This is a genomic window from Devosia beringensis (assembly GCF_014926585.1).
In the GTDB taxonomy this organism is placed as follows: domain Bacteria; phylum Pseudomonadota; class Alphaproteobacteria; order Rhizobiales; family Devosiaceae; genus Devosia; species Devosia beringensis.
On the sequence record NZ_CP045422.1, the window covers coordinates 1,103,293 to 1,123,358 of the forward strand.

19 protein-coding genes and 1 pseudogene are annotated in these 20,066 nt (G+C 64.3%); 4 read left to right on the forward strand and 16 right to left on the reverse strand.

Features of this window, described 5'->3' with window-relative positions; all coding sequences use genetic code 11:
• Positions 1-24 precede the first annotated feature (24 nt).
• From GDR53_RS05390 to GDR53_RS05410, 6 genes and pseudogenes are all read right to left on the reverse strand, one after another.
• The gene (locus GDR53_RS05390) at positions 25-999 is read right to left on the reverse strand and encodes an ABC transporter permease (RefSeq protein WP_193337055.1); all 975 of its coding nucleotides are present in this window, start codon (positions 997-999) and stop codon (positions 25-27) included.
• Entirely contained in the window at positions 999-2,087 is a 1,089-nt protein-coding gene (locus GDR53_RS05395; protein ID WP_193337056.1) for an ABC transporter permease, read from the reverse strand. The genes GDR53_RS05390 and GDR53_RS05395 overlap by 1 nt, the downstream gene beginning before the upstream one ends.
• Before the next feature lie 122 nt (positions 2,088-2,209).
• Positions 2,210-3,760, reverse strand: a pseudogene (locus GDR53_RS05400) (ABC transporter ATP-binding protein); the annotation flags it as partial.
• 25 nt (positions 3,761-3,785) lie between these two features.
• Entirely contained in the window at positions 3,786-4,787 is a 1,002-nt protein-coding gene (locus GDR53_RS05405; protein ID WP_193337058.1) for a BMP family lipoprotein, read from the reverse strand.
• Positions 4,788-4,978: 191 nt separating this feature from the next.
• Positions 4,979-5,101: a hypothetical protein gene (locus GDR53_RS19855; protein WP_269802203.1), complete on the reverse strand. Its 123-nt coding sequence runs from the start codon at positions 5,099-5,101 to the stop codon at positions 4,979-4,981.
• A 148-nt stretch (positions 5,102-5,249) separates the two neighbouring features.
• The gene (locus tag GDR53_RS05410) at positions 5,250-5,735 is read right to left on the reverse strand and encodes a CoxG family protein (RefSeq protein ID WP_193337059.1); all 486 of its coding nucleotides are present in this window, start codon (positions 5,733-5,735) and stop codon (positions 5,250-5,252) included.
• Between the two features lie 235 nt (positions 5,736-5,970).
• Between GDR53_RS05410 and GDR53_RS05415 the strand changes: the two genes are divergently transcribed.
• Genes GDR53_RS05415 through GDR53_RS05425 form a run of 3 tightly spaced genes read left to right on the forward strand, consistent with a single transcriptional unit; the run spans position 5,971 to position 9,701 of the window.
• Positions 5,971-7,194, forward strand: a complete 1,224-nt coding sequence (locus GDR53_RS05415) for a cell surface protein (RefSeq protein WP_193337060.1) — start codon at positions 5,971-5,973, stop codon at positions 7,192-7,194.
• Between the two features lie 31 nt (positions 7,195-7,225).
• The gene (locus tag GDR53_RS05420) at positions 7,226-8,164 is read left to right on the forward strand and encodes a DUF6384 family protein (RefSeq protein WP_193337061.1); all 939 of its coding nucleotides are present in this window, start codon (positions 7,226-7,228) and stop codon (positions 8,162-8,164) included.
• A gap of 4 nt (positions 8,165-8,168) precedes the next feature.
• On the forward strand, positions 8,169-9,701 hold the full coding sequence (locus GDR53_RS05425) for a coiled-coil domain-containing protein (protein ID WP_193337062.1): 1,533 nt from the start codon (positions 8,169-8,171) through the stop codon (positions 9,699-9,701).
• A gap of 48 nt (positions 9,702-9,749) precedes the next feature.
• Here GDR53_RS05425 and GDR53_RS05430 read toward each other — a convergent pair whose 3' ends face one another.
• Positions 9,750-10,502, reverse strand: a complete 753-nt coding sequence (locus GDR53_RS05430; RefSeq protein WP_193337063.1) for an SDR family oxidoreductase — start codon at positions 10,500-10,502, stop codon at positions 9,750-9,752.
• A gap of 185 nt (positions 10,503-10,687) precedes the next feature.
• On the opposite strand from GDR53_RS05430, the gene GDR53_RS05435 reads away from it, so the two are divergent.
• Positions 10,688-11,026 (forward strand): winged helix-turn-helix transcriptional regulator, encoded by a 339-nt coding sequence (locus GDR53_RS05435; RefSeq protein WP_232846789.1) that lies wholly within the window; start codon positions 10,688-10,690, stop codon positions 11,024-11,026.
• Here the strand turns inward: GDR53_RS05435 and GDR53_RS05440 are convergent.
• The 9 genes from GDR53_RS05440 to GDR53_RS05480 form a co-directional block, all read right to left on the reverse strand.
• On the reverse strand, positions 11,023-11,421 hold the full coding sequence (locus GDR53_RS05440; protein WP_193337065.1) for a VOC family protein: 399 nt from the start codon (positions 11,419-11,421) through the stop codon (positions 11,023-11,025). The genes GDR53_RS05435 and GDR53_RS05440 overlap by 4 nt on opposite strands.
• 131 nt (positions 11,422-11,552) lie before the next feature.
• Positions 11,553-12,140, reverse strand: a complete 588-nt coding sequence (locus GDR53_RS05445) for an SCO family protein (RefSeq protein WP_193337066.1) — start codon at positions 12,138-12,140, stop codon at positions 11,553-11,555.
• Positions 12,141-12,144: 4 nt separating this feature from the next.
• A complete protein-coding gene (locus GDR53_RS05450) occupies positions 12,145-12,630 on the reverse strand; it encodes a copper chaperone PCu(A)C (RefSeq protein ID WP_193337067.1) in 486 nt (161 codons plus the stop codon).
• A 53-nt stretch (positions 12,631-12,683) separates the two neighbouring features.
• Complete coding sequence (locus GDR53_RS05455) at positions 12,684-13,067, reverse strand: hypothetical protein (RefSeq protein ID WP_193337068.1); 384 nt, start codon at positions 13,065-13,067, stop codon at positions 12,684-12,686.
• Between the two features lie 55 nt (positions 13,068-13,122).
• Positions 13,123-14,034, reverse strand: coding sequence for a LysR family transcriptional regulator (locus GDR53_RS05460; protein WP_193337069.1), 912 nt, complete (start codon positions 14,032-14,034; stop codon positions 13,123-13,125).
• A 32-nt stretch (positions 14,035-14,066) separates the two neighbouring features.
• A complete protein-coding gene (locus GDR53_RS05465) occupies positions 14,067-14,804 on the reverse strand; it encodes a TSUP family transporter (protein ID WP_193337070.1) in 738 nt (245 codons plus the stop codon).
• A gap of 82 nt (positions 14,805-14,886) precedes the next feature.
• Entirely contained in the window at positions 14,887-16,197 is a 1,311-nt protein-coding gene (locus GDR53_RS05470) for a hypothetical protein (RefSeq protein ID WP_193337071.1), read from the reverse strand.
• A gap of 67 nt (positions 16,198-16,264) precedes the next feature.
• Positions 16,265-18,163, reverse strand: a complete 1,899-nt coding sequence (locus GDR53_RS05475; RefSeq protein WP_193337072.1) for an ABC transporter ATP-binding protein — start codon at positions 18,161-18,163, stop codon at positions 16,265-16,267.
• Positions 18,160-20,016 carry an ABC transporter ATP-binding protein gene (locus GDR53_RS05480; protein WP_193337073.1) on the reverse strand — a complete coding sequence of 619 codons (1,857 nt, stop codon included), beginning with the start codon at positions 20,014-20,016 and terminating at the stop codon, positions 18,160-18,162. Before GDR53_RS05480 ends, GDR53_RS05475 begins: the two co-directional genes overlap by 4 nt.
• Between the last annotated feature and the right edge of the window lie 50 nt (positions 20,017-20,066).

Below are 20,066 nucleotides of genomic sequence, written 5' to 3' on the forward strand. Positions count from 1 at the left end.
CTCGATAGGGTCGCGCGCCTTGCCTTAGCGCTCCTTGGTATAAGGCACGCCGGCGGCCTTGGGGGCTACGGCCCGACCGATGAAGCCGGCGAGCAGAACCACCGTCAGGATATAGGGTAGCGCCTGGATGGCCTGCACCGGCACTTCGCCAATAATGGGGAAGGACTGGCCCTGGATGCGGAACTGCACCGCGTCAAGGAAGCCGAACATCAGGCAGACCAGCAGCGCCGGGCCCGGCCGCCACTTGGCAAAGATCAGCGCCGCCAGCGCGATATAGCCGCGGCCGGCCGACATGTTGTTGTTGAAGCCCGCCGACTGGGCGATGGAGAGATAGGCACCGCCGATGCCCACCAGCACGGCGGTGATGATCAGCGCCTGATAGCGCAGCAGGGTCACCGAAATGCCGGCCGTGTCGATGGCCTTGGGATTCTCGCCGACGGCGCGCAGGCGCAGGCCGAAGCGGGTGCGGAACAGGATGAAGGCGGTCGCCGGGACGCATAGAAAGGCGAAATAGGTGATGATATTGTGGCCCGAGATCAGCTCCCAGTAGATCTGACCAAGCACCGGGACCTCACGCAACTCTGCGGCAAAGGGCAGCGTGATCGGGCTGAAACGCTGGTCGCCCGATAGCTGGGGCGTATAGCCACCGCGCTGGAACCAGCTCTGGCCGAGGAAGGTGGTGAGGCCGGCGGCGAGGAAGTTGAGCGCCACGCCGGAAATGGTCTGGTTGCCCTTAAAGTTGATCGAGGCCAGGCCGTGGATGCCGGAGAACATCAGCGCTGCGCCAATGCCGGCCAGGAGGCCGAGCCAGGCCGAACCGGTAACGGCCGACATGGAGGCGGCAGCAAAGGCGCCAGCCAGCAGCTTGCCCTCGAGGCCGATATCAACGATGCCGGCGCGCTCGGAATAAAGCCCGGCCAGGCAGGCCAGGAGCAGCGGCACCGCCAGGCGGATGGTGGAATCCAGGATCAAGGTGATGTCGACGAGATACTGTTCCATCACTTGGCTCCGGCCACGGGGTCAGGCTGGGCCAGTATGCGCGACAGCGGGCCGCGCAGCATGTCGCCCATCGCCCCGGTAAACAGGATCACCAGCGCCTGGATGGTGACAATCATTTCGCGGGTAATGCCGGGCATCTGGAAGGCCAGTTCCTGCCCGCCCTGGTAGAGGATGCCGAACAGCAGCGCCGAGAGCGCCACGCCTATGGGATGACCCTTGCCCATGAAGGCCACGGCAATGCCGACAAAGCCTGCGCCGTTGACGAAATTGAGGATGAGCCGCCCCTGCACGCCGCCGACATTGTTGACCGCGACCATGGCGGCAAAGGCACCAGCCAGGGCCATGACGATCATGATCATCTTCTGGTTGGAAATACCGGCATAGTTGGCGGCGACCGGGTTATTGCCCAGGGCGCGCACGGCATAGCCGAACTTGGTGCGCCAGATCAGCCAGTAGACAAAGAACAGCGCGGCAATGGCCAGAAAGAAGGTCAGGTTGACCGGGGAGTTCTTGAACAGCTCGATGAAGGTGCGCAATTGCGGCACGCGGGTGATCGCGTCGAGCGGGGCGCTCTCGTCGGAATTGACGCCAGCGGGCTTCAAGATCCGCGAGATGATGTAGCCCATCATCGAGACGGCGATGAAGTTGAACAGGATCGTGGTGATCACCACGTGGCTGCCGCGCTTGGCCTGCAGATAGCCCGGAATGAAGGCCCAGAACGCGCCAAAGGCGGCGCCGCAGACGATCATCAGCGGGAAGACGATGGCCCAGTGGGTGCCATTGAGCGCCAGGCCGATCAGGATGACCCCGAGGCCGCCGACATAGGCCTGGCCTTCGGGGCCGATATTGAACAGGCCGGCATGATAGGCCAGCGAGACGGCCAGCCCGGCAAAGATGAAATCGGTGGTATAGTAGAGCGTATAGCCAAAGCCCGAGCCATAGCCGAAGGCGCCATAGAGCATGATGCCGACGGCTTCGATCGGGTTCTGTCCGACGGCGAGCACGATGAGCCCGCCGACCAGGAAGGCCAGCACCACATTGAGCAAAGGCAGCAGGACAACGTCGGCCCAGCGCGGCAAAGTGGTCATCAGTTGGTTTCCCTGCCGGAATTATTCTTCGGGCTCATCTCGACCAGCGTCTGCTGGATCGGGGTCTCGTGCGCCGGCAGAGTGCCCGGCTCGGTGACTGTCTTGACCGCACTGGGGTGCGAGCCGGTCATCAGCAGGCCCAGTTCGGTTTCGTCGGCCGTCGCCGGATCGGCCTCGCCGACGATCTGGCCGTCAAACAGCACCAGGATGCGGTCGGAAAGCGAGCGGATTTCGTCGAGCTCGACCGAGACCAGCAGGATGGCCTTGCCGGTGTCGCGCATCTTGATGATCTGGTTGTGGATGAACTCGATGGCGCCGATATCGACGCCGCGCGTCGGCTGACCGACGATGAGCACTTCGGGATTGCGCTCCATCTCGCGCGCCAGCACGATCTTCTGCTGGTTGCCGCCCGAGAAGTTGGAGGTCTTGAGATCAATATTGGCCGGACGGATGTCGAATTTCTTGATGTAGTCGGCGGCCGTGGCGCGTGCCTTGGCGATATCGAGGGCCGGGCCATCGCCATAGGAATGCTGATAGCCCAGGATGGAGTTTTCCCACTGGGAGAAATTGGTGACCAGACCCATGCGCAAGCGGTCTTCGGGCACATGGGCAAGGCCGGCGGCGCGGGCGCGGGCGGCGCCATCGTCGCCCTCAAGCGAGAGCGGCTCGCCATTGAGACGGATGGTACCGCCTGCCTGGTCGCGCATGCCGGCAATGGATTCGAGCAGTTCGGACTGGCCGTTGCCGGCCACGCCGGCAATGCCAACGATCTCGCCGGCGCGGACTTCAAAACTCACATGCTTGACGCGCGGCACGCCGAAATCATCGGTGACGACAAGATCTTCGACCGAGAGCAGCACCTTGCCGGGATTGGCCGGCCCCTTGTCGACGCGCAGCAGCACGTGGCGGCCCACCATCAGCTCGGCCAGCTGCTCGGGGCTGGTCTGGGCGGTGGAGAGCGTTGCGACCATGGCGCCCTGGCGCATGACCGAGACGTCATCGGTAATGGCCATGATCTCGCGCAGCTTGTGCGTGATCATGATGATGGTCTTGCCCTCGTCGCGCAGCTTGCCGAGGATGCGGAACAGGTGATCGGCCTCGGCGGGCGTCAGCACGCCGGTGGGCTCGTCCAGAATGAGGGTTTCGGCACCGCGATAGAGCGCCTTGAGGATTTCGACCCGCTGCTGCTGGCCCACCGAGAGGTTCTCGACGATGGCGTCGGGATCGACCTCAAGGCCATAGTCGCGGGCCAGCTGCTTGAGCTGTTCGCGCGCCTTGGTCAGGGTCGGCGCCAGCAAAGCCGAGTTTTCGGCGCCGAGCACGACGTTTTCGAGCACGCTGAAATTGTCGACCAGCATGAAATGCTGGTGCACCATGCCGATACCCAGAGCCAAAGCATGGCGGGAATCGGTGATGGCGTGAGGGATGTCGTTGACGCGGATTTCGCCGCTGTCGGCGGTGTAGAAGCCATAGAGGATCGACATCAGCGTCGACTTGCCGGCGCCGTTTTCGCCGACAATGCCGTGCACCGTGCCGCGGCGGATGGCCAGGTGGATGTCGCGATTGGCGTGCACCGGGCCGAAATGCTTGTTGATGCCTATCAGCTCAATAGCCAGTGGCGCAGCAGCGGCCCTTTTGGGCCGCTGCTGGTGTGTCGGGTCAAGACTCGTCATCGATGAAAGTCCAACCCTGTTGGCATTAGAGCGACGGGCACTGCTTGTCGCTGCGGAAGTCGTGCACGGTGACGGCGCCAGAGATGATGTCGGCGGTCGCCTTCTCGACGGCGGCCTGCATTTCCGGCGTGATCAGCGCGGCATTGTTGTCGTCCATGGCGGCGCCAACGCCTTCCTCGGCGAGGCCGAGGACGATCAGGCCGGGGGCCCAGGTACCGTCTTCAACGCCCTTCATGGCGTTGTAGGTGGCGACGTCGACGCGCTTGGTCATCGAGGTCAACACCGAACCGGCATGCAGGTGGTTCTGGTTGGAGTCCACGCCGATGCCGAACTTGCCGGCGTCGGCAGCGGCCTGCAGCACACCCGCACCGGCACCGCCGGCGACCTGGAAGATCACGTCCACGCCCTGGTCGAGCTGGGACTTGGCAACTTCGGTGGCCTTGACGGGGTCGTTGAAGGCTTCAAAGCCGGTGCCGACATAGGTCTCGAGCACTTCGATGTCGGGGTTCACCGACTTGGCGCCCTGGGCATAGCCGCAGGCAAAGGCTTCGAGCAGGTCGAAGTTGAAGGCCGGGACGACGCCGATCTTGCCGCTTTCCGACTTCATCGCGGCCAGGATACCGACGAGATAGGAGCCTTCCTGTTCCTTGAACACCACGGACTGCACGTTGGGCAGGTCGACGACGGTGTCGATGATGGTGAACTTGGTATCGGGGAATTCAGGCGCAACGGTGCGCAGCGCGGTTTCCCAAGAGAAGCCCGGCAGCACGATCGGGTTGTTGCCGCGCGCGGCGAACTGGCGCACGGCCTGTTCGCGCATGGCGTCGCCCGAGATCTCCAGATCCTGGTAGGCGCCGCCTTCGGCCTTGAACTTTTCGGCGCCGGTATAGGCGGCTTCGTTGAACGACTTGTCGAACTTGCCACCGCCGTCATAGACCAGTGCACCATCGGCGAAGGCAACGCCAGCCATCAGCGCGCTGAAGGCAACGCCGCCAGCGACGGCCTTGGTAAGGGTCGAAATTTTCATAGATTGCATCTCCCTGTCTTGCACGCTCGCGCCGGCATAAGCCCCATCAGCTACTCGGCGTGCACTGGAAGCCGATACAATCGTGCAAACGGGCCGCTTGCAAGATGCAATTGCGCAATTTTTTCCGGTTGGTCAAAAATCGGGCAGCCGGGGTGACACGGGGGCGCGCTTTCACCCGGTAGCGGGCGCGCTCAGAGGCGCGCCAGCAGCAGGCCGAACAGGTGTTCGAGATCAATATCGGGAAACAACACGGCGATGATGGCGAGCGAGCCAATGGCAAAGAGGGCGATGGTGTCCCTGGTCTGGGTGGTCATGACAATTTGCTTCAAGTTGGACGGATCTGACGCCCTGCATAGCCCGGGCCCATCCGCCCGATTGTGGTGCTTTCAGGGCAGCTGCCGACATGGTTAGGGCAGTGCTAACAAGCCATCGGATCATGCCGGGCCCGCAGGCCACTCAAAGTCAGGGAACGGGGTCTGTTTCGGGCTCGACCGGCAGCGGCGTCACCTGGGCGCCCATGGCGGCGCCGAAGCGCTCGAAGAAGCCGTCGATGACCTTTTGCGCCGAGTGGCCGATAATGGCCTTGCCCAGCTTCATGATCTGGCCGGAGGCGCCGCCCCGGGCGACAAAGACCAGCAGCGTATCCTCGCCCGCGTCGGCCAGGATGATGTCGGCCGATCCTTCGGCAAGCCCGAGCAGACCGCCCTTGCCGCGGCCGGTCAGGGTATAGCGTTCCGCCGGCACGATGCCGCTGAGCGCCAGGTCACCCTTGAACACGGGGTGGACCACCCCGAGATTGACCTTGATCTCGAGATCGAGCGTGTCGGCACCCGACCAGACGATCTTGTGGCAGCCCGGAATGGCGGCCTTGAGCATGGCCGTGTCATTGAGCGCCGCCCAGACGGCAACCCTTGGCGCGGCAACAATGTAGCGTCCGCCAAAGTCCATCAGCGGGTCCCCGCGCGACGCGAACAGGTGCCGGCCCTATTGTGGCCGCGAAGACCCCCGAGATACCTGCCTGCCATAGTTGCGTCCCCGCTCTTTACGTGCGGCTTTTTCGCACCAATATGGTCTAAATAGTGGGCTTGGCAGAGCGATGCAATTGTCAGGCGGCACCGGAGCGGCGATCAATGCGCAACGAGGCGCGTTTTGACGTTTCGGCATGGGAAGCGGGAGCGAGACGATGGCCAATGATGTGAGCACTGCACCGACCAGCCAGCTGGCGCCCGTCGCCACGGCAGAAAAGCCCCTGCAGTACCTGGACAAGGCCGTCAACGCCATTCGCGACCTGGGAATCTGGCCCGAACAGCAGGGCGAGGCGCCGATTACCGGGCTCCTGCAAAAGATCACCGAACTGGACGAGACCCGCGTCCTGCTGATCGGCCGCACGCTGAGCCAGGCCAGCGCCTTCAACGAGGTGGTGCGCGAGCAGATCGCCGCCATGCAGATCGGCGAGCGCTACGAAGACATCACCAAGGGCTTTGATTCGATCCGCGACGATGCCAAGGGCATGGTGGACCAGTTGGCCGACAACAAGCTCGACCTGCTCGAGCGCGCCTCCAATGTCTGGATGAAGGTCAGCCGCGGCGATATCGCCAGCCGCTTTGACAAGATCCGCGACACCTATCTGGCGGTGACGGCAGACACCAAGGACCAGATCGACCGCGAGCATACCATTCTTGAGGCCTATCGCGATTTCCGCGGGGCGCTCAAGCAGTCCGAGGTGATGGCGCTCGAAGTGCTGGCCACCGCCGAGCAGCGCCTGGCCGCCAAGAAGGACATCCTGGTGGCGGCGTCGACCGCCGTGTCGAGCTTTGCCGGCAGCGTACCGGCCGACCGGGCGCGGCTCGAGATGGATCGCGACGAAAAGCTGCGCGCCATGCAGAATGAGGAAGCGCGCTACCAGATCGCCAAGGATCTCTCGGACAACCTGACCATTTCCTACAATACGTCCGAAGTGGTGATGGCACGGCTGATGCAGACCACCAATGCCAAGGAGCGGGTCTATCAGCAGTCGATCTCGTTCTTTTCGACCAATGAGACGGTGCTGACGGCGCTTAGCGCCTCGTTTACCGGCATGTTCGGGCTGCATGAATCGACCGCGACGCTTAACGCGATGAAAGAGGGCATGAGCAAGAGCCTCGAAACCCTCGCCGAGATCGGCGACAAGGTGACCGAAGAGGCCGTGCGGGCCGGCTATGGCCCGACCGTGCGCGCCGATGCGGTCAAGAAGCTGGTCGATTCCGTGGTGAATTTCCAGGAAAAGAGCCGCACCATCATCAACGAGATGCGCGTCGCCTCGACCAAGAATTCCGCCGAAATCCGCGATGCTGTGGAAGACGGCAAGCGGCGTCTGGCGGCCCTGGCCGCCGAGGGCAATGCGCTGCTGCTCGATAGCAGAACCTGAGGGGACGGACACACGCGGGTGGACGGCAACAATGAGTGACGTGACAGCGAAGTCCGCTGCCCCCCTGGACGAAATCATGCTGGCCATGGACGTGGTGGACACGCTCCGTCACCAGCAGGGTCTGGCGACGCGTGAGCTGGATACCGATGCCAAGCAGGCCCAGTTGCTGGAAAAACTGCGCGACATCTATCACCAGCAGGGCATTGAGGTGCCCGACCACATCCTCAAGGAGGGTGTGACGGCGCTGCAGGAAAGTCGCTTCACCTATGATCCGCCGGCGCCCAGTTTCGGGGTGACGCTGGCCCGTCTCTATGTCAGCCGTGGCCGGTGGGGCAAACCCGTGCTGGTGGTGGGCGGGGCGCTGCTGGCGCTGGTCATCGGCTATTTCGGCGTCTGGCAGCCCTATCAGGCCGGGCAAGCCGAGCAGGCGCGCGTCGAGCTGGCCGAAGGCCTGCCGGCCCAGATGGACAGCCTCTACGAAACCATCTTTGAAGAAACCAAGGTGCAGCAGGCCGTGATGGAGGCCGAGGCGATCCGCACGCGCGGCCAGACCCTGGCGGCCGAGGGCAACCGGCCGGCCGCCGAACGCGCCGTGGCCGAGCTTGCGGCGTTGCGCGACACCATCCGGCAGGAATATAGCCTGCGCGTGGTCAACCGTCCCGACGTGCAGTCCGGCTTCTGGACCATTCCGGAAGTCAACACCGACGCGACCAACTACTACTTGGTGGTCGAGGCGGTGAACGATGAAGGGCAGACCCTGAGCCTGCCCATTCTCAACGAAGAGAACGACACGACCGAGACGGTCAGCATCTGGGGCATCCGCGTGCCCGAGGCGGTCTATGACGCAGTGTCGGCCGACAAGCGCGACGACGGCATCATCCAGAACAATGAAGTCGGCCGCAAAACCTACGGCTTTGTCGAGGTAAACTACAATGTGCCGGTCTCCGGCGGGGCGGTAACGCAGTGGTAAGGTCATGAGCATCCGCGGCCCTGAAGCCCTGGCGAGCCTGGATGAAGCCATGCGCGATATCCGCCGGGAGGAAGACGAGATCTCCAAGCGGCTGGCCCGCTCGGCCGAACGTGTCAGCAAGATCCGCGCAACCGAGGCGGAGCTGTTTCGACAGCTGGCGCGGCTGCGGCTTGATCCGGCTTTGCAGGGCGAACTGGACGGCGCCATTTCGGCGGCCGAGAGCAAGGCGCGGGCGCAGCTCAAGGCCCATGCCAGCGACCTGGGCAAGGCCGAGCGCGCCGTGGCCGAGATCGATGCCCGTTTGAGCCAGCTCACGGCGGACCGGGCTGCCGCACTCAAGCAGTTCGAAACCCATCAGGCCGAGCTCAAGGCCCTTGCCGGCAAGCTGGGCGCCTCGATCGCCCGCGACCCGGCCTTCGCCGCCAAGCGCGAAGAGGCGGCAGCGCTGGCCGAGATTGCGGCCCAGTCGATGCGCAAGACCGAGCAGGCCGAGGCAGACCGCCAAACCAAGGGCCAGCCCTATCGCGACGATCCGCTGTTCATCTATCTATGGGAAGCTGGCTACGGCACGGCCAATTATCGCGCCAACAACCTGGTGCGCTATCTGGACAGCCTGGTCGCCAATCTGGTGGGCTTTGGCAAGACGCGGCCCAATTTTGCCATGCTCAACGAGATCCCGCTGCGCCTGCGCGAGCATGCCGAGCGTCAGATCGCGTTGGCCCATGCCGCCGAAGCCGAACTCGATGCGCTCGAAACCACGGCGATCGATGCGGCCGGGGGCAAGCCGATACGCGACGCCATGATGGCGGCGCAGCAGCAGATTGCGGCGCTCGATGCCGAGATGGTGGCCAGCGAAGATCAGCGCGACGAGAGCGCCAAGGCGGTGGCAGCGCTGTCACAGGGTCTCAACCCTGCCTTTGAGGGCGCGCTGTCGGAACTGGCCTCGGCATTGGGACGCGAGGATATCCAGACGCTGCTGGCCGATGCACGGCGCACCCGCACCGGGCAGGACGATACCATCGTCGCCCAGATCGACGATGCGCGGGCGCGTGCCAAGGAAGAAGACCAGGAAACGCGCGAGCAGAAGGAGCGCCTGAAGACCCTGGCCGTCCGACGGCGCGAGCTGGAGGACATCCAGTGGGAGTTCAAGAAGCAGCATTTCGACGACCCGCGCTCGACCTTTCGCGAGGACCGGCTGGTGGGCGACCTGCTCAACGATTTCCTGCGCGGCGGCATTACCGCGGCATCCTATTGGGACAAGTGGCAGCGCAGCCAGAACTGGGGTGCAGGCACCTCAGACTGGGGTGGTGGCGTCGGCCTGCCCAATAATGGCCGCCAGCGCAGCAATGCCCCACGGCCCGAGAGCGGCGGCTTTTCATGGCCGGACAACAGCTTTGGCGGCGGCGCGGGTGGCAAGTCCAAGGGTGGTTTCGGCGGCGGCTTTGGCGGCGGGCTCGGGGGCGGCTTTTCGCGCCCGCGCACCGGTTCGACCGGCACCCGCAAGCATGGCGGGTTCAAGACCGGCGGCGGCTTTTAGGCACGCCCGGGAAGTCGCCCCGCCTGCCGGCGGGACGACGGGCCTGGCTCAGACCGGATTGATGAAGCCGAACATCTCGGCTGCCTTGCCATTCTGTTCGGCATAGCGCAGCGGGTGCACACGCTGGACCAGCACTTCACCATTTTCAGGCTGGCCGGCCAGCAAAGCCATGGTTTCCTGCAGGTATTCCGCCAGCGGCATGGCGTGCGGATCGCTGGCCTGGTGCGCGCCCTGCAGGAAGGTCTGCACATAGGGCGGGACGATCTCGATCACCTCGACGGCGGTGTTGCGCAACTGGTGGCGCAGCGCCTGCGAATAGGAATGGATCGCCGCCTTGGTGGCGCTGTAGGTCGGTGTTGCTGCCATGGATACGAAGGCCAGCCCGGATGACACGGTGAGCACGCTGGCTTTGGGCTGGGCCAGCAGATGCGGCAGTAGCGCCGCCGTCAGCCGAATCGGCCCGAGCAGATTGGTGGCGATGGTGGCCTCGGCTGTGGCTAGGTAATCGGGTGCGGCCAGAACGTCCTCATTGACCATGATGCCGGCATTGTTGATGACGGCATTGAGGGAAGGATGCGCCGCAATCACCTGCGCGGCCAGCGCGCTGATGCTGGCGGGGTCGGTCATGTCGACGGTGAAGGCGACCATGCCGGGATTGGCGGCCTTGACCTCGGCCAAGGCCGCGGCACGGCGACCCGAGATGATCACCTGATTACCCTGGCGGTGAAACGCTTCGGCGAGGCCGCGGCCAATGCCTGAGCCGCCGCCGGTGATGAGGATGGTATTGCCTGTGGTCTGCATGGAAATCTCCGTTGGTATTGCCAGGCGCAGAGATATATCTCATACTCTCCACAAGAAAGTAGGCGCCCGAAAGTTCGGTACGCACCCAAAGGAGAGTGTCAATGTCGGAGACCGCCGAAGCACCCGCCATCTATCACTGGAGCGGTCGCGATGCCGCTGGACCCGTTGACCCCGCGCTCGAAGCCATGGTGCGCGACATTATCGGCAAGGTGGCAGACAAATGGACCATGCTGATCCTGGAGGCGCTGGACGAGCACGGCACGCTGCGCTTTACCGATGTGGGTCGCAAGGTGGGTAGCATCAGCCAGAAGATGCTGACCAAGACGCTGCGGCAGATGGAGGCGGATGGGCTGGTGGCGCGCAAGGTGCACCCGGTGATCCCGCCGCATGTCGATTACCGATTGACCGACATGGGCCGCAGCCTGGGCGCGGCTTTCTGCAGCGTCTGGATCTGGGCCGAGGCGCATCACAGCCAGATCGAGGAAAGCCGGAAGGCCTTTCGCGCGCGGAACGAGGACGTCTAGTTGGCCGCTGGCTGGGCCATCAGTTCCCAGACATTGCCTTCGCTGTCCTCGAAATAAGCCGAATAGCCCCATTCGGACTGGGTGCCCCCGGTGACGATGGCGCCCCCGGCGGCCAGCACCTGGCGCAGGATGTCGTCGACCTCGGCCGGGCTGTGCGCCTGGTGGCTCAGCACGAAGCCCGGCGTGCCGGCAATGGCTACCTCCTTGCCGGCCGTCTGGGCAAGCTGCTCGCGTGGGAACAGCACGAAGGACAGATTGTCATCGATGAAAAAAGCCACATGGTCGGCACCAGCGCCGATCTGCTCGTCGCCGATCTCGAATAGGGCGCGATAGAAGGAAAAGGCGCGTTCGAGGTCATCGACGCCAATGGTGATGATCGAGATCGAAGGCTTCACGGCGCGCTCCTGTGGATTCTTGCGCGCCAATCTAATGATCATGGGCTGCTTCGTCACCCGCAATAGTCGCCGGACCTTTGCCTATCGGGGCAGGCGCCCGGCCGGAGGTCGATCCGGTCGAGCGCCTCTGGTCAGGATTTGGCCAGCAGATTGCGCAGCTTGCCGAGCGCCGTCGCCTGGTCCTCGCGATAGGCAATGGTGCCCTGGAACTCGCCACTGGCATCAAGCAGGAACACCGAGGCGGTATGGTCCATGGTGTAGTCATCACCACCCAGGTCGACCCGCGCGTAATAGACGCCCCAGGCCTTGGCGATCTTGGCGATCTCCTCGGGCGTGCCGGTGACCCCGGTGATGCGGTCGCTGACCCAGCTGACATAGTCGCCCAGCACTTCAGGCGTATCGCGCTGCGGATCGATGCTGACGAAGTAGGCGCGCAGGTCCTGGCCCTCGTCGCCCAGCTGCTCGAACCAGCTGGCCATTTCGGCCATGGTGGTGGGGCAGACCTCGGGGCAATGGGTAAAGCCGAAGAACAGCGCGGTGGGATGGCCGACAAACACGGTCTGGTCGACCGGTTGGCCGTTCTGGTCGATCAGGTTGTAGCTGCCCCGGCCGAAGCCGGTCTGCTCGGGCTGGCGCAACAGCACGGCGGCGACAATGGCCGTCAGCGCCAGGGCGGCAACCGCGCCCCAGAGCCAGAGGCGGATGGATTTGATGGTCATGGCGCTAGTGGGACATTGTGTGGGCCGCGTCGGCGGCAGCGCTCATGACGGGCAGGTCCAGCTCTACCGGACCGGCCTTTTCAAAGACCAGCGTCACCGGCACGGTCTCGCCTTCGACAAAGGCCTGGGTGAGGCCCATGAACATCAGGTGAAAGCCACCGGGCGCCAGGGTGACTGTCTCGCCAGGCGGAAGCTCGAGGCCATCGGCAAGTTGGCGCATCTTCATGACGTCGCCTTCCATGGCCATTTCATGGATCTGCACCATGGCGGCAGCCGGCGAGCTGGCCGAGACCAGGCGATCAGCATCGGCACCGGCATTTTGGATGCTGAGAAAACCGCCTCCGACCGGCGCATTGGGCAGGGTGGCGCGGGTGAAGGGCGCCGAAAGATTGAGATCGGCGTGATGGATAGTGCCGTCATGGTCTTGGGCAAAGGCGGGTGCGACAAGCAGAAAACTGGCGGCAAAGGCCGCGCGCAGGAAACGGATCATGATGATGACTTCCGAAAAGGGACAGGAATCTGGACGAGCCGGGTGCTCGGGCGCTAGTGACCGGTCGGCGGTCCGCGCGGCCCCGATGGCGGGGTGATGGTGGCCGGAAGAGTTGTTGCCAGGGCCAGGGGACGCGGCGCGGCCAGCAGGGGCGCGTGCAGATCGAGCAGCACCGTGTCGAGGCTGGGCGCAAGGGCAGCCGGCTTGCCGACGCCCGATACCGGGCATTTGCTCACGGCATTGTCGCTGTCCCCGCCGGCATCATCAGCTGCAGCGCAGAGCACCCAGCCGGTTGTCAGCGTCGAATAGCCCAGCTCCTCTAAAGCCAGCTGGCTGGCGCGCGCTTCATGCAGGGGGGCGAGAATGGTCAGTAAATAGATGGCCAGCACGGCCAAAGCCGTTCCGATCTCTCTGCCGATATTGCGCCTGTGGGTCATGCCCTTTTCATAGGCCGGCGGCAGGCCGGGGGAAAGCGCCGTGTTGTCGCAAGCCTCAGAGCGCAGGCACATAGGTTTCGCTGCACAGGGCGATGAAGCTCTTCATGGCGGCGGAGAGGGGCGTCGACTTGCGGCGGGCAACCAGCAGCTGGCGCAGCGCCCAGGGCTCGGCCAGCGGCGCACAGACCAGATCGGTGCCGGCCAGCAGGTGCAGGCTGGTGGAGCGCAGGAAACCGATGCCGAAGCCGGCTTCGACCATGCGCACCAGGGCCGGAAAGCTCTCGACGCGGACGGTCTCGACCAGCGGCTTGCCCGCGGCCTTGGCGGCATCGGCCAGCAGGCGATCGAGCGAGCCGGCATGGTGGATGCCGACAATGGCGTGGTCGAGCACGGCGGCAAAGGCGATATCCTTGCGGGGCTCGATACTGGCCGCCAGCGGGTGATCGGGCGGCGCCAGCACCCAGACACGGTCATCCTCGAAGGCCTTGATCTCGAAGCGGGTGAAATCGTAATTGTCCGAGACGATGGCGATATCGGCCCGCCCCTCGTCGAGCGCCAGCAGGGCCTTGGCGGCGCTCATTTCCTGGATGTCGAGATCGATGCCGATATGCCGACCCGCGTAATGGGCCAGCAGTTCGGGCAACCGGCCGGTCAGGGCCGAGCTGGTGCAGGCCAGGCGCAGCGCGCCGCGCTGGCCGCTGCCGAAATCGGCCATGACCGCATCGAGGTCAGCAATGGCGCGCAGCACCACGCGGCAGCCTTCGGCATAGGCCTGGCCAGCGGTGGTGAGCTTGACGCCGTGGGCGGAGCGGTCGAACAGCACGACGCCGAGGCGGCTTTCGAGATCGGATACGCGGCGGCTGACGGCCGAAGAGGCGATGCCTTCGCGCTCGGCGGCGCGGCCAATCGAGCCGGTTTCGGCCAGCAGCAATATCAGGCGTGCGGTAACGCTGTCGAAGGGTGTCATCGAGTCTCCTGCTGGCACCATACTGATCACGCTCAGATCAGCAAGGAAATGCCGCGCAGCAGATAGAAAATGCCGATGGCGGTGACGATGAGCCGGGTCCAGGCGCGGAAATTGGCATCGGTCAGCCGCTGCAGCACCCAGTGCCCGGCGCTGGTGCCGGCAACGGCAAAGGGCGCTGCCAGCGCCACCCAGGTCCAGTCGGCCGCGGTCAGCATGGTGGTGGCATTCCAGTAAAAGACGATCTTGGCGGTGTGATTGACCACCTGCGCCGCCGCTTTGGTGGCGATGATGGTGCGGCGGTCCATCTGGGTGCGGATGAAGAACATGTCGATGGTCGGTCCGGCCACGCCCACCGCCAGATTGACCCCACCGCCCAGCACGCCGCAGACAAAGGCATGACTGGGCTTGCTGGCATCGAGCGCCAGCCAGGACTGCGGAATCCACAGCAGCGCCGGCAGCAGGCCGATGATGATGCAGACGGTGGCCAGGTCAGGGGTATAGCGCACGATGAACAGCACCACGCCGACGCTGACCAGGCCCAGCGTCATGATGGCCAGTACCCGCCAGTCGATAAAGGCGCGCGACATGAAGGCGCGCGAGCCATTGGCTACCAGCTGGATGGCGCCCTGCACGGCAATGGCCGTCCCCACCGGCAGGATGAGCAGCAGGATGGCCAGCAACACCAGGCCCCCGGCCATGCCGAAGACGCCCGAGAGCATGGAGGTGAAGAACACGGACACCAAAAGCGCCGCCGCGAGCAGAATCGTCATCAGTGGTTCCCCGTCCTCCCAGCTTGATGCGCCTGGCGCCGGCGCCGCGCCATGCGCAATTGGGCAAGAGGGGGTGCCATGTCTACCGGGCGAGGCTGGGGAAATAATCGCCGGCGGTCGGCGCCAGCAGCTCGGTAATGTCGGCAAGACGCACGGTCAAAAGGTCTCCACCACAGGCGGCGACGACGTTGGGCAGGCCTTCGAGGGTCAACAGCACCCGGTCGCCCGGCACGAAGCGCGCGCCAAGATAGGTGGCAATCAGCTCGTCTATCCCGCATTCGGCTTCGAAATCGGCGTCGGGATCAGGCAGACGGTTGGCGATGACATAGTCGATCAGCTTCTGGCCGGCGCTCCAATAGTAATCGTCGGGCGCATCGGCGGCAGCGGCCTGATCGATAGCGGCGCCATCGTCATTGCCGGTCTTGCGACTGGTTGCCGTCCAGTCCTTGAACACCTTGGCCAGCGCCAGGGTTGCGCCGGTGCGCACGTCGAGGCTGAAGCTGTTGCTGTGATTGTCGGGGTGGGCGCCGCCACACCAGGTGCTGCCTGATTCCATCCAGCTCATCAGCGTGGGCGAGAGATAGGACACCGCGATGGTCTCGCTGTCATAGTCGCCCAGCGTACCCGGCCCCATGCCGATGGAATATTGGTTGGCGCCAAAGCCGGCATAGATCTGCGCCAGGCAGTCGAAGGCGCGAAAGCTGATCTTGGCATGGCGTGCGGCCAGGCCGCGATTGGCTGCGTCGGGCGCGCTGCCATCGGCCAGAGCGACGACGCGCGGAAAGGCGAACCTGGTCCGCGGATCGGTGACGAAGCGGATGGTCGAGCCCTCCACCGCCTGGGTGTCGCCCAGCTCGAGCGGGACATCCATCTTGGCGAAATCATAGGGCGCGCTCTGCGCATTGAAGCCGGACAGTCCGCCATAGCTGAGCTGAAAGACGCTGTCGTACAGATCATAGGGGGTCAGTTCGGCGCCTTCGGGAAGGGTGCGGCGGCCAATCTCTTTGAGCGCGATGGGCAGAGTCTTGCCGGCCTTGCCCGTGGCCTGCCAGGCGCCGGTGAGGGTGTTGTCGGTGGCAGACCATTGCAGCGTCCAGGTGGCGCCGATCGGCGGATCGACCACAACGCCGTCGTCGTTCTGGATGCAGGTCTCTTCGGCGCAGGGGGTTTCTTCAGAGAGCGCGATACTGCCCCCGGTGCTTTCCATGGCGTCGAGCGGGATATCGCCACCCTTGGACATGTAGCTGTAGCGCCCGACAATGGTGGAGGATGCCGGGTCAGTCAGCTCGGCGATGATGTCGAACTTGCCCAGGGTGCCCTTGTAGGTCACGGCCTCGAGGGCCAGGACCGGGGTGATGGCGAGCGAGAGGATAGCGACGAGGGCCAGGCGCATGCGGGTCTCCCTTTTGGCGCGCAGGCTAGCAGGCGCGCGCGTCTTTGGGGAGCCGGGTGAAGGGTCTCTAGGTCGAGGCCGCCTTGGCATTGGCCTGGCTGACCAGCTCGTCGGGAATGTCGTCGAAGCTGGCATAGTTCATGTTGTAGAGCTTGGCGTAGAGCCCCTCGCGCGCCATCAGTTCGTCATGATTGCCGGTCTCGATCAGCTCGCCATTCTGCAGCACGATGATGCGGTCGGCGCCGCGGATGGTGGCGAGGCGATGGGCGATCACCATGCCGGTGCGGCCCTTGAGCAGGGTCAACAGTGCCTTCTGGATCTGCCGCTCGGTATAGGAATCGATATTGGCGGTGGCCTCGTCGAGCACCAGGATCTTGGCGTCGGCAACGAGGGCCCGGGCAAAGCTCAGCAGCTGCCGCTGGCCGAGGGACAGGTTGGAGCCGCGCTGCTCGAGAATGCTGTCATAGCCACCCGGCATGCGCTCGATGAATTCATGTGCCCCCACCGCCGTGGCGGCATCTATGACGTCCTGGCGAGTGGCCGAAGCCTTGTTGTAGCGGATATTGTCGAAGACCGAGCCGGTGAAGAGGAACGGCTCCTGCAGCACCATGGCGACCTGTTCGCCCAGTGACTGCTGGGTCACATCGCGCACGTCGTGGCCGCCCACAAGCACGGCGCCGGACTGGACCTCGTAGAAGCGGTGCACCAGGGCCATGGCCGAGGTCTTGCCCGAGCCGGTGGGACCGACCAGGGCGACGGTTTCGCCGGGCTTGACCTTGAAGCTGACATTCTTGAGCACCGGGCGATCGGGATCATAGGCGAAGCCGACATTGCGGAACTCGACCGAGCCGTCCATCTCACGTGTCAGCGCAATGGCGTCGGGCTTGTCGTTGATCGAGGCGGGGACGTCGAGCACCTCGGTGATGCGGCGACCCGAGGTCATGGCGCGCTGCATGATGGAATACTGCATGGTCAGCGAGCGGATCGGATCAAAGAAGCGCTGGATGTAGAACAGGAAGGCGACGATGACGCCGATTTCGAGCTCGCCATTGAGCGCCAGCGAGCCGCCAACCACCACGACGATGGCCATGGCCGTGCCGGTCAGACTGTCGACGATGGGAACCATGACCTGGGCAAAGCGCGAGCCGGTCAGCTGGGTGCGCAGATTGACATAGGCCTTGTCGTCAAACAGGTCGAAATTGACCTTCTGGCGATCCAGGTTCTGCACGGTGCGCACGCCATTGATGCCCTCGGCCATGGCGCCTGCCGTGATCGAATTGGTTTCGTGCGCCGCCCAGAAGGCGCGCTTGGCCGGCGGCAGCCAGAAGATGCGGACGATGAAGAGGATCGGCATGGTGGACAGGGTCAGCAGGCCGAGGCGGAAGTCGAGACTGAGCAGCACAACGACGATGCCCACGAGCAGCACCAGGTCGCCCACCGAGATCACCGAGGTCTCGAGGAATTCCTGCATGGAATTGACGTCACCCTGCAGCCGGCTCATCAGCCGGCCGACCTCGGTCTTGTCCATGAAGCTGAGCGAAACGCGTTGGAGCTGGGCGAACATGGCGCGGCGCATGTCGAACAGCACGTTTTCGGCGACCTTGCCGACTTCAGTCTCCTGCACGAAGGAGGCGGCGAAATTGACCAGCACGACCACGGCAAAGGCGCCAACGGCCCAGGCCAGATTGGTGGAATTGCCCCCCTCGGTCATGCCGGTATCGATGGCCCGGCCAATGATCAGGGGGATGGCCAGCTGGGTGGCGGTGAAGACCAGCACGGCGGCGACCGACAGATAGATCTTGAGCCGATAGGGCCGCACGAAGGCCCAGATACGGCGGACCGTCTTGGGATCATAGGCCTTGCCGAAGATGTCTTCCTCGATGCGGTGACTGCCCACGCTGGCGCGCGGCGGGCGCTGGCCGGGAAAGGCGGCGACGTCGCGGTCGTCTTCGTCGGTCACGCTCATTGGGCGGCGCTCCCCAGTTCGAGGTCATCGGTGGGGCGGGTCTGCAGATCATAGAGGGCGCGATAGCGGCCGCCCAAAGCCAGCAGCTCGTCGTGGCTGCCCTGCTCGACGATCTTGCCATCCTCGAGAAACAGGATGGTGTCGGCATGCAGCAGCGAGCTCAGGCGATGGGAGATGACCAGCGTCACCCGGTCGCTGGCATAGCGGCGGATGGCGCTGCGGATGCGGTGCTCGGTGCCAGCATCGATGGCGGCGGTGGAATCATCGAACACCATGACGGCCGGCTTGAGCACCAGGCTGCGGGCGATAGACAGGCGCTGGCGCTGGCCGCCCGACAGCGAGACGCCGCGCTCGCCGACCACGGTATCGTAGCCGGCCGGCAGGCCCATGATGTAGTTGTGCAACTGCGCGCTTTCGGCGGCCTTTTCGATCTTGGTCTCCTTGGACCAGGGATCACCATAGGCAATGTTGTTCTGGATGGTGGTGGTGAACAGGAAGGTATCCTGCTGCACCACGGCCACGGCGCGGCGGAGCGATTGCAGGCTGACCTGGCTGACATCCTGGCCGTCAATGGTGATGCGGCCGCTGTCGATGTCGTAAAAGCGCGGGATCAGATGGGCGAGCGTCGACTTGCCGCTGCCCGGCACGCCGACAATGCCGATGGTTTGGCCGGCCCGTGCCTCAAAGCTCACGCCATCAAGCGTCTTGTGGGAGGCGCCGGGGTAGGTGAAGTGCACATCCTCAAAGCGCAGCGTGCCTTTGGTGAGCTTGAGATCGACGGCCCCGGGTGCGTCGTCGATGGCCAAAGGCTCGTCGAGAAAGGCAAACAGGCGGTCGCCGCAGATCGAGGCGCGGGCAAAGGAATTGACCATCAACCCGAGCTGGCGCACCGGCATCTGCAGAATGGTCATGAAGGTGAGAAAGCTCGCCAGCGTGCCCACGCTCATCTCGCCGGCAATGACCTTGTTGCCGCCGAACCAGAGCACCAGGCCCATGGCGGCAAAGAAGGAAAAGGTCATGGCGCTGGTATTGCGCACCCGCACGTCCACCCGCTGGTGCGACAGGGCCAGGGCCTCGCGCGAGGCGGCGTCGAACTTGTCGAGTTCGAAATCCTGGGCCGAAAAGGCGCGCACCACGCGGATACCGCCCAGATTTTCCTCCATGACCCGGGTGAGGCCGGAGAGCTTTTGCTGCAGGGCGATCCAGGTGGTGCGCAGGGTGAGCTGGGCCACCGAGGAGCGCCAGGCCACGAAGGGCACAAAGCTCAGCGCCAGAAGCCCTAGCTGCATATCGGTGGTCAGCAGCATATAGGCGCCCACCCCGATCAGCACCGAGAGCAGCACCACACGCACGAGGCCGGTGGCGAAGAACATGCGCACGCCGTCAAGGTCGAGCAGGCCCATGGTGATCAGGTCGCCGGTATGAATCTTGTCATGGTAGGAAAAGGAGAGCTTCTGCACCTTGTCGTAAAAGGCCAAACGCAGCTCATAGCCGACATGGTGGCCGACACTTTCCGAAAAGTAGTTCTGCAGCAGGGTGAAAAAGCCGCGCGCCACCGAGACGGTGAGCAATGTCATGGCGCTCCAGAACAGGGCCTGTTCGGCCCCCTCCCCCGCCGTTGTCAGAATGCCCTGGGCCTGATCGACCGCATGGCCGAGCAGGCGTGGAATCAGCAGTTGCAGCACCGAGGCAACAATGGTGGCGCCGATGGCCAGCCCGGCCTGAAAGGGATGGCGCAGGGAATAGAGGGCGATGCGGGCTAGCGCGGTGCGGCCCTTGCCGGCATGGGCGGCCGCCAGATGTGCCCGTGCATCGCCGCGTGAATGGTCGCGGCCAGCCGTGTGGGTGGTCAAGGAAGGATCCAGACTTTTAAAATACGAGGTCCGAGACGACCGGGCGCCAA

What these genes read in the sequence shown, in the direction of transcription:
- GDR53_RS05390 (WP_193337055.1), bottom strand. Translation starts at nt 999, where the DNA reads ATGGAACAGTATCTCGTCGACATCACCTTGATCCTGGATTCCACCATC.
- GDR53_RS05395 (WP_193337056.1), bottom strand. Translation starts at nt 2,087, where the DNA reads ATGACCACTTTGCCGCGCTGGGCCGACGTTGTCCTGCTGCCTTTGCTC.
- GDR53_RS05405 (WP_193337058.1), bottom strand. Translation starts at nt 4,787, where the DNA reads ATGAAAATTTCGACCCTTACCAAGGCCGTCGCTGGCGGCGTTGCCTTC.
- GDR53_RS19855 (WP_269802203.1), bottom strand. Translation starts at nt 5,101, where the DNA reads ATGACCACCCAGACCAGGGACACCATCGCCCTCTTTGCCATTGGCTCG.
- GDR53_RS05410 (WP_193337059.1), bottom strand. Translation starts at nt 5,735, where the DNA reads ATGGACTTTGGCGGACGCTACATTGTTGCCGCGCCAAGGGTTGCCGTC.
- GDR53_RS05415 (WP_193337060.1), top strand. Translation starts at nt 5,971, where the DNA reads ATGGCCAATGATGTGAGCACTGCACCGACCAGCCAGCTGGCGCCCGTC.
- GDR53_RS05420 (WP_193337061.1), top strand. Translation starts at nt 7,226, where the DNA reads ATGAGTGACGTGACAGCGAAGTCCGCTGCCCCCCTGGACGAAATCATG.
- GDR53_RS05425 (WP_193337062.1), top strand. Translation starts at nt 8,169, where the DNA reads ATGAGCATCCGCGGCCCTGAAGCCCTGGCGAGCCTGGATGAAGCCATG.
- GDR53_RS05430 (WP_193337063.1), bottom strand. Translation starts at nt 10,502, where the DNA reads ATGCAGACCACAGGCAATACCATCCTCATCACCGGCGGCGGCTCAGGC.
- GDR53_RS05435 (WP_232846789.1), top strand. Translation starts at nt 10,688, where the DNA reads ATGGTGCGCGACATTATCGGCAAGGTGGCAGACAAATGGACCATGCTG.
- GDR53_RS05445 (WP_193337066.1), bottom strand. Translation starts at nt 12,140, where the DNA reads ATGACCATCAAATCCATCCGCCTCTGGCTCTGGGGCGCGGTTGCCGCC.
- GDR53_RS05450 (WP_193337067.1), bottom strand. Translation starts at nt 12,630, where the DNA reads ATGATCCGTTTCCTGCGCGCGGCCTTTGCCGCCAGTTTTCTGCTTGTC.
- GDR53_RS05455 (WP_193337068.1), bottom strand. Translation starts at nt 13,067, where the DNA reads ATGACCCACAGGCGCAATATCGGCAGAGAGATCGGAACGGCTTTGGCC.
- GDR53_RS05460 (WP_193337069.1), bottom strand. Translation starts at nt 14,034, where the DNA reads ATGACACCCTTCGACAGCGTTACCGCACGCCTGATATTGCTGCTGGCC.
- GDR53_RS05465 (WP_193337070.1), bottom strand. Translation starts at nt 14,804, where the DNA reads ATGACGATTCTGCTCGCGGCGGCGCTTTTGGTGTCCGTGTTCTTCACC.
- GDR53_RS05470 (WP_193337071.1), bottom strand. Translation starts at nt 16,197, where the DNA reads ATGCGCCTGGCCCTCGTCGCTATCCTCTCGCTCGCCATCACCCCGGTC.
- GDR53_RS05475 (WP_193337072.1), bottom strand. Translation starts at nt 18,163, where the DNA reads ATGAGCGTGACCGACGAAGACGACCGCGACGTCGCCGCCTTTCCCGGC.